11 protein-coding genes and 1 riboswitch are annotated in these 12654 nt (G+C 43.5%); of the genes, 1 reads left to right on the top strand and 10 read right to left on the bottom strand.

What is annotated here, in order from left to right:
• Positions 1-95: 95 nt before the first annotated feature.
• From dapB to INP51_RS01405, 3 genes are all read right to left on the bottom strand, one after another.
• Positions 96-854 (bottom strand): 4-hydroxy-tetrahydrodipicolinate reductase, encoded by a 759-nt coding sequence (dapB, locus tag INP51_RS01415; RefSeq protein WP_193735984.1) that lies wholly within the window; start codon positions 852-854, stop codon positions 96-98.
• Positions 851-1735 carry a 4-hydroxy-tetrahydrodipicolinate synthase gene (gene dapA, locus INP51_RS01410; RefSeq protein WP_193735983.1) on the bottom strand — a complete coding sequence of 295 codons (885 nt, stop codon included), beginning with the start codon at positions 1733-1735 and terminating at the stop codon, positions 851-853. Before dapA ends, dapB begins: the two co-directional genes overlap by 4 nt.
• A gap of 210 nt (positions 1736-1945) precedes the next feature.
• Positions 1946-2117: riboswitch (Lysine riboswitch) on the bottom strand.
• 53 nt (positions 2118-2170) lie between these two features.
• Positions 2171-2803 carry a single-stranded DNA-binding protein gene (locus tag INP51_RS01405; protein WP_193735982.1) on the bottom strand — a complete coding sequence of 211 codons (633 nt, stop codon included), beginning with the start codon at positions 2801-2803 and terminating at the stop codon, positions 2171-2173.
• A 172-nt stretch (positions 2804-2975) separates the two neighbouring features.
• On the opposite strand from INP51_RS01405, the gene typA reads away from it, so the two are divergent.
• A complete protein-coding gene (gene typA, locus INP51_RS01400) occupies positions 2976-4802 on the top strand; it encodes a translational GTPase TypA (protein WP_193735981.1) in 1827 nt (608 codons plus the stop codon).
• Between the two features lie 98 nt (positions 4803-4900).
• Here typA and INP51_RS01395 read toward each other — a convergent pair whose 3' ends face one another.
• From INP51_RS01395 to INP51_RS01365, 7 genes are all read right to left on the bottom strand, one after another.
• The gene (locus tag INP51_RS01395) at positions 4901-6106 is read right to left on the bottom strand and encodes a glycine C-acetyltransferase (RefSeq protein WP_193735980.1); all 1206 of its coding nucleotides are present in this window, start codon (positions 6104-6106) and stop codon (positions 4901-4903) included.
• Between the two features lie 34 nt (positions 6107-6140).
• Positions 6141-7211: an L-threonine 3-dehydrogenase gene (tdh, locus tag INP51_RS01390; protein WP_193735979.1), complete on the bottom strand. Its 1071-nt coding sequence runs from the start codon at positions 7209-7211 to the stop codon at positions 6141-6143.
• 161 nt (positions 7212-7372) lie between these two features.
• On the bottom strand, positions 7373-8494 hold the full coding sequence (locus INP51_RS01385) for a polysaccharide deacetylase family protein (RefSeq protein WP_193735978.1): 1122 nt from the start codon (positions 8492-8494) through the stop codon (positions 7373-7375).
• Positions 8495-8704: 210 nt separating this feature from the next.
• Positions 8705-9283, bottom strand: coding sequence for a manganese efflux pump MntP (locus INP51_RS01380; RefSeq protein ID WP_193735977.1), 579 nt, complete (start codon positions 9281-9283; stop codon positions 8705-8707).
• 187 nt (positions 9284-9470) lie between these two features.
• Complete coding sequence (locus INP51_RS01375) at positions 9471-11030, bottom strand: alanine/glycine:cation symporter family protein (protein WP_193735976.1); 1560 nt, start codon at positions 11028-11030, stop codon at positions 9471-9473.
• 16 nt (positions 11031-11046) lie between these two features.
• On the bottom strand, positions 11047-12168 hold the full coding sequence (locus INP51_RS01370; RefSeq protein ID WP_193735975.1) for a hypothetical protein: 1122 nt from the start codon (positions 12166-12168) through the stop codon (positions 11047-11049).
• A gap of 58 nt (positions 12169-12226) precedes the next feature.
• Positions 12227-12481 (bottom strand): hypothetical protein, encoded by a 255-nt coding sequence (locus INP51_RS01365; RefSeq protein ID WP_193735974.1) that lies wholly within the window; start codon positions 12479-12481, stop codon positions 12227-12229.
• Positions 12482-12654: the final 173 nt, after the last annotated feature.

Here is a 12654-nt window from a genome sequence, read left to right as displayed (position 1 = left end):
TGCTTGTGCAGTTCTGGAATCATTCATTGATAGGAGTAGTATGCGAAAAATCAATGGAATTATTCACAAAAAATACGATGTTGCGGGTAAAATACTCATCCGGCAATCACATCGCTCATATCATACAGACCGGCCGGTTTATTGGCAAGGTATCTTGCTGCTTCCAGTGCACCTTTTCCAAATACACCTTTAGAACTTGCCTGATGACAAATCGTGATCACTTCATCTGTTCCTGCGAAGATCACGTCATGATCGCCCGCTATGGTTCCGCCGCGGACAGAAGAAATCCCGATTTCCTTTGAATCTCTTTCTTCATGTCTCTGGCTGCGGTCAAAGCAGTAATGATACTGCTTGTCCAGCGCCTGATTCAGGTGATCTGCCAGAGCAATCGCCGTCCCGCTGGGTGCATCTTTTTTTAATCTGTGGTGTTTTTCCACGATTTCCATATCGAATCCTGCCGGGGCCAGAACTTTTGCTGCATCCTGTATCAGTTTAAACAAGACATTAATGCCAAGAGACATGTTCGCCGAGTGAAGAATTGCTGTCTCTCGGCTCATCTTAGAAACGAGGTTTAGTTGTTCCTCAGTTAGTCCCGTTGTACAAAGTACCAGGGGCAGTTTTCTCTGCCCGCAGTACTCAAGTACACGATTCGTTGCTTTATAGGATGAGAAATCTATCATAACATCTGCATTAACTTTGCAGTTGAAAATATCTGTATAGACAGGATAGCTGCAGTCTCCTTCTCCTGAAATATCGATTCCGGCAACAATCTCCATATCATCATCATCAAAAATCAGGTCTGAGATCACGTGTCCCATATGTCCATTGCAGCCATTCATAATTACTTTTATCATAAGAGTCCCATATCTTTCATCACATTGTGTAATAGTTTCTTGTTATCAGGTTCCATCTCACAAAGCGGCAGTCGAAGTGGCCCCACATCCCAGCCCTGCAGATTCATGGCGGTCTTTACAGGGATGGGATTCACTTCGCAGAACAAGGCTTTGCAAAGCGGCATGACATCAAGCTGCATTCGGGCACTTTCTCTCACATTCCCATTAAAGAATTGCATAACCATGTCATGCATATATTTTGGGGCGACATTTGACACAACAGAGATCACTCCGAGTCCGCCAAGGGAAAGAATCGGAACAACCTGATCATCATTTCCCGAATAAAGATCAATCTCACCATCCGTAAGATGCATCAGCTCCGCTACCTGAGAGATATTGCCGCTGGCTTCTTTCACACCGACAATATTTTCGACATTCTTTACAAGATATGCTATCGTTTTCGGCTGAATATTGCATCCTGTCCTGCCGGGGACATTGTACAGTATTGCCGGAATAGAGATTGAATTCGCTATCTTTGTAAAATGTTCGATCAGACCTTTCTGCGTCGCCTTGTTATAATAAGGTGTAACGAGAAGAACCGCATCAGCCCCTGCTTCCTCTGCCTCTGTCGATGTCCGGACTGCCGTTGCGGTATCATTAGAACCTGTGCCTGCAATCACAGGAACACGGCCATTCACTTGTCTGATACAATGACGGATAGTCTTTACGTGCTCCTCGTGTGAAAGCGTGGAAGCCTCCCCTGTCGTACCACAGATAATAATCGCATCTGTGCCATTATTTATCTGATCTTCGATTATTTCAGAAAGTTTCTCAAAATTCACATCCCCATTGTCCTTCATTGGAGTTATTATTGCAACTCCTGCTCCTTTAAATACAGCCATATCTTTCCTCCTTCTTGACAGCAGTGTTCATGATCCGCTCCTTATATATATATGTTATGATACCAGGGTCAAAAGGTCCTGCGTTTCATGCTTGCATGAAAAAGCATGACCTTGGGACCCGAACAAACATGAGAAAGCAACCCCATATCTACGGGTACTAAAAAGGAGACGGAGCATGAGCGCCGTCTCTCGTATATACTTAAACCATATACATGGGATAGCACTCCACCTTGCGATGACAGTCGTGCCACTGTTAATGTCACGCCCAAGAACTATAACCCAGATGCTATATTCTTTCGGCATCTTTCCCTTTCTGCTGTTTTCACCTGTTTCTGGAACATCCAACATCATACTCTTGAAAAATGCAACCTCTATCTTCAATCTTTATTTAATTTTCATAATAACATCTGTTTATATCATTGTCAAGAACTGTTTTCACCCCTGATCCGCATATTCGAGTTTACTCACAGATACTTCATAGGCCACACGCTTTTCTGATTCGGTCTCACTGAGTCTTTTGACATACTCCCTGCTCTGGATCCTTCCCCAGACCAGAACGTGTCCACCTACTGAAAATGCAGAAGCAAACCTGGCATTCCTTCCCCAGCATATACAAGGTATATAGTCTGACTTTCCATATGGACGATTAACGGCAATCAGCAAATCGGCGATTTCTCTTCCGAGAGGCGTTTTTCGGTAAACAGGAGGTTTGCATATGTAGCCATCCAGGAATATCTGGTTGGTTTTGACGGAATCATCTTCTTCCTCCACGAAGGTGATCTCACGGGCAAAGACGGACAGTACCAGGCGGTTTTTCTTCTCTTCATGTCTGTTGTAGGAGCGGAACTGGCCCGTCACTAGTATGTATTCGCCATCATAATCCTGTGTCACATCGATCAGTCTCTCGGATATCATAACCGGAATGATATCTGTTGCATCGCTGAGACGTTTTACATTAACGTCTACCAGATAAAAACCTTCCCCGAATACCTGATGACTGAATGTAAACTGTGACACTACCTCTCCCATAATTTGTACCTGATTGTTTTCAATAATCTTATCTGCCATGAATAAATAGTTCCCCTTTCTCTTGTTGGTATCTTATATTAAACATATTTATTCACCACAAATAGATCTTAGAACAATTATTTTTTGTAATTTCTATCCCTGTTCAAATCCGACAATTTATGCTATACTACGACCGTGTAGTTTGACGGTTAAGAAAAGAAGGTAAATATAAATGAAAACGAAAAGAAATGATGTAAGAAATGTCGCTATCATTGCCCATGTAGATCACGGCAAGACAACGCTGGTTGACGGACTGCTCCGACAAAGTGGTATTTTCCGCGCAAACCAGGAAGTTCAGGATCGAGTCATGGATTCCAATGCGATAGAACGTGAACGTGGAATCACAATACTGTCCAAGAATACAGCCGTAAATTATAAGGGAACGAAGATTAACATCATAGATACCCCCGGACATGCTGATTTTGGAGGAGAAGTTGAACGTGTTCTGAAGATGGTAAACGGTGTAATCCTGCTGGTAGACGCTTTTGAAGGACCCATGCCACAGACAAAGTTCGTGCTCCAGAAAGCACTGGATCTCGATCTGAAGGTGATTGTCTGCATTAATAAGATTGATCGGCCAGAGGCAAGACCCGCTGAGGTTATTGATGAGGTATTAGAGCTGCTCATGGATCTGAATGCATCCGATGAACAGCTGGACTGCCCGTTCCTTTATGCCTCTGCCAAGGGTGGTTTTGCTCTTGATAATCTGGAGGATGAGCCAAAAGACATGACTCCGATCTTCGAAACAATATTAAACTATATCCCCGCTCCAGAAGGTGACCCTGACAAAGGCACCCAGGTACTGATCAGCACAATTGATTATAATGAATATGTTGGCCGAATCGGTGTTGGAAAAGTAGATAACGGCAAAATCAAGATAAATGAAGATATCCTGCTGCTGAATCACCATGACCCTCAAAAACAAGAGCGTGTAAAGGTAAGCAAACTTTATGAATTCGAGGGACTGAATAAAGCAGAAGTCCAGGAAGCAGGGATTGGCTCTATTGTTGCGATATCGGGGATCCCCGATATCCGTATCGGTGATACCCTTTGTGATCCATCGAATCCAGAGGCTATTCCATTTCAGAAGATATCAGAGCCAACCATATCCATGAACTTTATGGTGAATGATTCTCCTATGGCAGGACAGGAAGGTAAATATATCACTTCCCGTCACTTAAGAGATCGTCTCTACCGCGAACTGAATACAGACGTGAGCCTGCGTGTGGAGGACACCAAGACTCCTGAGTGCCTGAAGGTCTCAGGACGCGGAGAACTTCATCTCTCTGTTCTGATTGAGAATATGCGCCGTGAAGGATATGAATTCGCAGTAAGTAAAGCCGAAGTGCTTTATAAGGCAGATGAACGGGGACGTAAACTGGAGCCTATGGAAATCGCTTATGTCGATGTGCCCGAAGAGTTCTCAGGAACTGTGATCCAGCGCCTAAGCGAACGTAAGGGCGAACTTCAGGGTATGAGTCAGGCAAGCGGTGGAAACACGAGACTTGAATTCGAGATTCCTTCCCGTGGACTGATTGGTTTTCGCGGTGACTTCATGACGATGACGAAGGGTCAGGGAATATTGAATACCACGTTTGACGACTACGCTCCTTATAAGGGGGACATCAAATACAGAAAGCAAGGCTCTCTAATCGCATTTGAAGGCGGCACATCTGTTGCCTATGGTCTCTTTTCTGCTCAGGACCGCGGAACCTTGTTCATCGGCCCGGGTGAAAAAGTCTATGCCGGCATGGTGATCGGACAGTGCGGAAAAGCAGAGGATGTTGAGCTGAACGTCTGTAAAACAAAACATCTTACTAACACAAGATCCTCGTCTGCAGATGAGGCGTTAAAGCTTACTCCTCCACGGGTGCTTTCATTGGAGCAGGCACTTGAATTCATAGATACGGATGAACTTCTTGAAGTAACACCAAAAAGTCTTCGCATCAGAAAACGTATTCTGGACTCCAGAATGAGAAAACGTGCAAGCTTAAAATAGATTGGGCACACTTTCATGACTGGCAGTCTATAGTTTCCCGGAAGCAAAGGACGGCCATATCACTGTTAACCAGCTGATATGGCCGTCCTTTTACTTCTTTATTCTTTGTCCAGTCCCATCTCGTGTCTAACCTCTATGAAACACTTTACAACAAATTCCAGATCCTCTTTTGTATGGCTCGCACAAACCTGGGTACGAATTCTGGCCTTTCCCTTTGGAACGACCGGATAAGAAAACGCCACTACATAGACTCCTTTTTCCATCATACGTTTTGCAAATTCTGCTGCAACTTTCTCATCGTAGAGCATAACCGGTACACAAGGATGTGTCCCCAAGATAACGTCAAAGCCATTGTCCACAAGGAGATTTCGGTAGTATCGTGTTACTTCCTCCAGATGATCCCGAAGCCTGGTGCTCTCATCAAGCATATTGAATAATTCCAGGCTTGCGCCCGCAATAGCGGGAGCCAATGAATTCGAGAACAGATACGGACGACTTCTCTGTCTGAGAAGATCAATAATCTCTTTTCGGCCTGAGGTATATCCTCCTGAGGCTCCTCCCAGTGCTTTTCCAAGCGTTCCGGTGATGATATCTACCCGCCCCTGCACACCACAATACTCTGGAGTTCCGCGTCCTGTTTTTCCGATAAATCCCACCGCGTGGCTGTCATCTACCATGACGAGAGCATTGTATTGATCTGCAAGATCACAGATTCCTTTTAGGTTGCAGATAATTCCATCCATGGAAAATACACCATCTGTTGCGATCAGTTTTACCTTTGCCCCCGCATCGTCCGCTTCTTTCAGCTTAGATTCCAGATCTTCCATATTGTTGTTCTTATAGCGGAAACGCTTTGCTTTGCAAAGACGTACGCCATCGATGATCGATGCATGGTTCAGCTCATCGCTGATAACGGCATCTTCTTCGGAAAGAATTGTCTCGAACAGACCTCCGTTTGCATCGAAGCAGGACGAATATAAAATAGTGTCATCTGTACTTAGAAAATCAGATATCTTTCTTTCCAGTTTTTTATGAATATCCTGCGTCCCGCAGATGAATCGCACAGATGCCACTCCGTAGCCTTTCTCATCATATGTTCTCTTCGCCGCATCAATCAGTCGGGGATCGTCCCCCAGACCCAGGTAATTATTTGAACACATACAGAGAAGTTCTCTGCCGTCTTCCATCACTACTCTTGCTCCCTGCGGAGAGACAAAGGGCGCTTCTCCTTTAAAAAGACCTGCCTCTTTGATTTTCTCCACTTCTTTTGCATAAATATCTAATATTTCGTTCTTGCGCGCCATATATATAGCCCTCCTTGAATGATACGATCCGTTATTATCTGTTATCATTTACCCTGGCCCAGTCCAGTATCACTTTTCCAGACTGACCAGAGATCATTGCCTCGAATCCTTTCTCATAATCCCTGATGTCAAAATGATGGGTAATAATAGCAGATATATCCAATCCTGCCTGCAGCATAGTGGACATCTTATACCACGTGTCCCACACTTTTCTTCCGTAAATTCCGCGAAGATTTAGTCCATTGAAGATAACTGTCTCAAGATCCACAACCGCATCTGGTCTCTGCAGTCCAAGAAGAGCAATTTTTCCACCATGTTTCATATTATGAATCATATCTCCTAAACCTGACTGTGCACCAGACATCTCAAGTCCTACATCAAACCCTTCTGTCATGCCGATCTCCTGCATGACATCTGTCAATTTTTCATTTTTAAGATTCACAGTTCTGGTCGCACCAAGCTTTGCAGCAAGCTCCAGACGATAATTATTGAAGTCTGTTACAACAACATTCCTTGCTCCTGCAAACTTCACGATTGCCGCCGCCATGCACCCGATCGGACCAGCTCCGGATATCAGGACATCCTCGCCAAGAGAATCATATGACAGTGCGGCGTGGGCTGCATTTCCAAAGGGATCAAAGATCGCATACGTTTCCTCCGGTATTGCAGGATTGCATGGCCAGACATTGCAGGAAGGAATAACAAGGTACTCAGCAAATGCACCATTTCGATTAACCCCGACCCCTTTCGCATTTTTACAGTTTTCCTTGTGACCTTCCAGGCAGTTCCTGCACTTTCCACATGTAATATGTCCTTCTCCGGATACCAGATGGCCTGCCTTAAATCCACGCACTGCCTCACCAGTCTCTACAACCTCTCCGACGTACTCGTGGCCTGCTGTAAGACCAATCGGCACGGTACGCTGTGCCCACTCATTCCACTGATAGATATGAACATCTGTCCCGCAGATTGCTGTTTTATGAATCTTGATCTTTACATCATTCGGACCTGTTTTGGGAATCGGAACTCTCTTCATCCATAATCCCTCTTCCGGTTTCTCCTTTACCAGGGCCCACATCAACCCATCATGTTGCACTTCTCCCATAATACAAACCTCCAGTAGTAAGATTTCATTTATATAAATCATTCTTTTTTCAAGTATAACATTCATTTCGTCTGTTCACAACGTTATATGTCGACGGATCATCAAAAAATCGACCAGTGAGATTCCAGTACATTCTCTCCGATCGATTTTATAATTTCTTGCTACCTGTTTTTATCCGTCACAGTATCTTTTGTCAAATCTCTATCCGTAAAGCCATAATATGTAACCCCTGCCTCTGTTTCATAGCCTCTGGACGCCGCCAGCTCTCTGACCGTGACCAGATCATAGCCTCTGTTAATCAGTTCTGGTATAATCGTCTGGCAGGCCGCCACGGTTGTTTCGTGGATATCATGAAGCAGAATAATATCCCCGCCGTTTACATGATCTAAAACTGCTGATATCGTGGCATCCGTATTCTTTGTCTCCCAGTCTCTCGTATCCAGATCCCAGAACCAACAGGACCTGCCTGTCGCCTGTGACATCTCCTTTGTGAACTTTCCATATGGAAAGCGAATTACATCTGCCCCTGCCCCATTGTTGTACTGTGCAATCAGCTGATCTGTCTGATCAATCTGCTGCTTTGCCACCTCCGGCCCGGCGGCCAACAGGTCGGGATGGTCATAAGAATGATTACCCAACATACATCCCAACTGTACCATTCTCGGAATCGTGTCGGCACCATAGCGCTTAACATTAACACCTTGCATAAAAAATGTCGCCTTAACATGATTCTGCTGAAGGATATCCAGCAAGGTATTGGTGTAAGGACCCGGTCCGTCATCAAAAGTCAGCGCGATTACTTTCTTGGGATCTCTGTTTGGATCGTAAATCCCGTTATCCTGAAAATAATAGCCTTTTCCACCGATAGGAGTCCACCCGGTATCCATATATCCACTGCTCCCAAAGTGATAACGCTGACCATCAATCGTCAGCCACCCATTCGAATAGAGTGTCTTAGAATCTGCGGCATACCACCATCCATTGCCGTCTGCCTGCCACCCAGGGATCTCATTCACAGGTGACTTGTCATCCGGAATCAATTCTTTTGATGCATCACCGCTTCCATCCGCCTGAGTGTTCGTTCCGGCCTGAACCTGAATCACCGGCAACGTCTTATCATCTGTACTGATGCCCCCTTTTTTTGCAAAAGGTTCTGCAGCTTTCCATCCCACCGTCACAAGTACAAGTGTTACGAGTACACATACTACAACCTTCATACAGTTTTGGAACATTGTCCTTCTTCGATTACGTTCTACAATTTTTCTGAGTTTTTCTTTATCCATATCATCACCAAACTATGTATCTTTTTGTTCCGTCAAGACACGGAAACCATGATCTGTTATATATCTATCATACCTGTTTCGATGACAATATGCAATTACAATTCTATTAATTTTACATTTTTCGACACTGCTGAGATTTTAGATAACATGAGCACAAAATGCGGAGTAATCCGTGTATCATGGGGGTTAAATTACTTTTGATCCCCATCATTATATGATGCCAAGATGCTCGAGCAAAATTTTGCTGCCCATCAAAATCAGGATGACCCCTCCGGTGATTTCAGCCCTTGTTTTTAATTTAATGCCGAATCTGTGGCCAATGTATACTCCTGCGACAGAACAGACCAGGTTAACAACACCTATAAAGGATACCGCAGGAACAATCTCGACATTTAAAAATGCAAAAGTGATTCCCACAGCCAAAGCATCGATGCTGGTGGCAACAGCGAGGACAAGCATTGTCTTTGGAGCCAGCTCTTTCTTCTTCTCCTTACAGCACGGCTCCCCATGGTCCTCTTTTGAACAGGCCTCTCTGATCATGTTTCCCCCGATCAGCACCAAAAGTATGAATGCAATCCAGTGATCAATGGCTGTGATCTGATCTCGGAACTGGGCTCCCAGTATATATCCGGTCAGAGGCATGACAGCCTGAAACACTCCGAACCACAGGCCGACTGTCAGTGCATCTTTAAATGTCAAATCTTCCAGACATAACCCTTTACAGACTGCCACTGCAAATGCATCCATAGATAATCCTACCGCAAGTATAAATAATTCCGTCAAACTCATAATTCATATCCTCTCGTTTTTCTTACTGGCGTCAAAAAGACCCAGAAGAACTCATAAAAGCTCTTCTGAGTCTCGTCATTTCAAGCAATACCAGATTTTCATCATTATGTTGATATCACTGCAGACAATCTGCCGACTACTCCCTCAAAGGAATATAAATGTATTTTACCTAAAACCAGGCCTCGTGTCAACCTTGATTTTCCTGACGGTCTTCTATAGCTTTATCGTCCCAGTAAGTGCAGTCATTCCGGCCGACTGTAGAGGATGTAAACGGTGTTGCATCGTTCTTCTTATAATGTCTGGTAGCCTTGAAAACATATTTTGATCCGACATATAGAATTGGGATGTTGGCGAGCACAATTAATATATTGCCAAGATCTGAAAATGCCCAGAGATTTCCCAGTTCCAGACCTGCGATGTTGCATAGAATTCCAAATGCCATCGTAAAAAGTGCCAATACACGGATTACATTGATAAATCTTTTGCTCTTGTTGATTCGATTAGCTACAATTTCAGAAAAGCTTACCATCCCCAAAAGCGTTGTATAAGCGAAAAGGCAAAAACACAGCGTTACAAGGAATGTAACAACAGCGTTAAAGGCCGTTCCAGGTGTCAGCTCTGCAATGGAAGCCGTAAACTTGGGCAGTTTGTCCATTTCAGTCCAAGCTGCGGCATTCGGCCCCATCCAGCTATGAGCCATGACAACAACAAATCCCGTCATGGTACAGATGACAATTGTATCCAGAAATACGCCCAGTGAAGCCACGATACCCTGTTCACAAGGATGCTTTGCATCTGCTGCAGCCGCTGACATTGTAATGGTACCTTGGCCGGCCTCATTCGACATGAGACCTCGTTTTACTCCCTGCGCAAGCACAATGCCAAAAGCTCCTCCAAAAAAAGCCTTCGGCCTAAATGCACCCCCGAATACACTCTTGAAGAAAAAAGGAATCCTGTTAATATTCACAACGACCAAAACCGAAACCGTTACAATATAGACAACTGCCATCACAGGTACCATCTTATCCGTTATCTTCGATACTTTTTTAATCCCGCCAAAGGCAATTACAGCTGTAGCGATCACAATGACGATACTGATAATATAATAAAAAACGGATTGTGCGGCAAATGTCTTACCTGTTGCGATCTCTCCAAGACGGCCGAGGGAGGATACTACATTAAACCCCTGGGCAGGCAGACAGCAAAATGCATATAGAATATAAAGAACAGACAGGGAAATACCAACCCATGCTTTATTTCCCAGTAATTTTCTTCCATAGAATGGAAGTCCGCCCACATACTCATCGTCCTTCTTTTCTTTAAATATCTGAGCCAGAACCGCTTCCATGTAAGCGGTAGCCATGCCGAAAAATGCAGAAATCCACATCCAGAAAAGTGCACCCGGCCCTCCGACTGCAATAGCACCTGTGACTCCAAGGATATTACCAGGTCCGACTCTCATCGCAGTGCTCAAAAAGAAGGCTGCCAAAGGTGAAATTCCTGTTTTTACATTTCTCTTTTCTGTCAGCACTCTGATTCCCTTTTTAAAATATGTAACCTGGATAAATCCTAGTTTAAAAGAAAAATATACTCCTGAACCAACCAATAATATAATAGCGAACGGAAGACTTCCCAAAATCGGTATCTTCGCATACCAGCCAAAATTGGTTGGAAACTCCCATATAAAATTAGATAACGGCTCAAAAAAAGCAAAACAATTGTTGATAAATTCTATTATTGTCTTCATGATTTTCCCCTGTTTTTCATCTATCTTTTTCAAGTAACGGTATTATTCCATGATCAAAGACCCATCGGTCGTCTTCTTTTGCGACACGTACTTTTAAACTTTCTGTATCAGAATAATTTTTATCTTTATAAAAAAAGAAGAAACGTCTTTTCACCTCCTGCACCGTGTAGCGGATTTCAATTTCAGCACTCATTTTGTCTTCTTTATTATTTTTAACGGAAGTCGTAATTCTTGTGACACTTAAAGTCGATATTCCTGCTCTCTTTTTCGTGGAGAATTTGGTCTTCAGTTTATTAAAATCAGATTCTGCAGAAGCAAAAGAGTCTTCTGCGAAAAACTGGCTCACCTTTGAAAACGACTGATTTCCGGATGTGGCCTTAAAAATCTCATTGACTGCCTGCTCGGCCCGTTCGCTGATCTCACGGCCAGATTCGTTACTCAGCGCGAATTCCGGAACAACTTCCACTGAACGTTGATTATCAATCTCAAAAATCTCCTGATATGTTTCTTTTCCTGCTTCCTTCAACTCTATGGTATGATTTCCACGAAACATGTAGGGAAGTTTATATATTGCCAGATTTTTATCTTCTGAAGGCTTCCCTCCCGAAAGGCATATGCCATCAACCGTTATTTTTGCCTTTTCTGGTACTGTCAGTTTTATATCCTTGAGATAAAGATCTTCCGGAAGTACATACCAGTTGTGAAACCAGTGAAGGACGCTCTCCCCTCGTGTCATGACCAGATTATCTGAATAACTTTCTCCATCATCTTTTAGGGAGTAACTGACCTTATAAGTTGATCGTTTCGCATCGCCCTTCTGTTTTCGCAGCATGTAAGAAGTCATTTCTTTTTTGTCTCTCTTCTTTTTTGTGCCTTCCTCCTGATAAGAATTGGCATTGACAAAGATCTTTCTACTTAAAAATTTCGAATCCGGTAATTTACAATTGTCGTACACTTTATTCCAGTCTTCGGAAAGTTTTGCATCACAATAGGCCCTTGCTGTCTTGGCAGGTCCATAAAGATAATTCCCCGTCATATAAAAAACAGCAAGCAGAAGCAATAAAGCCACCATGTTTATTATCAACCCGCGTATCCATAGTGGCAGCTTTTGAACTATTTCTCTTACTTTTCTTTGCATGATTCACTTTCATCCTTTTTGCTTTTCAATTTTCTCCCCTGGTATGGTATCTGAGTTTTTAATCTGGTCGTCCTGATGCCCTGTAGGTATCAACATCATCGTTTACTTGACGGTAGACCTCACCTTCCTCATAGTATTGTCTTCTGTCATTCCTGTAACTATTAATCGTGGCATTTACTCTTTTACCATCCGATGGCTGAAACACATACAGGCAGATAATTATGGCCAGTAAGAATCCATTTATCACCATCATCAAAGCGTTCACGGCCAATTTCAGGCCACTCATCCCATCCATCTGAGTGATTTTCTTCAAAACATATATCCCTCGCTTTCTGTCAATATCTTATTGTGCATTGATTTCCTGTCCTGGTTGAGCTGGCACTTATGATTAGTTTATTATTATTCCCGGAAAATGGCAAGGAAAACATAAAAAAAGATGTCATCACATATGCAATGGCATCTTTTTTTAATATAATTTCTCCTATT

It is taken from the genome of Blautia liquoris, from assembly GCF_015159595.1.
Classification (GTDB): Bacteria; Bacillota; Clostridia; order Lachnospirales; family Lachnospiraceae; genus Novisyntrophococcus; species Novisyntrophococcus liquoris.
The sequence above is the reverse complement of the archived record's forward strand: the minus strand, read 5'-3'. Positions and strand labels throughout refer to the sequence as shown.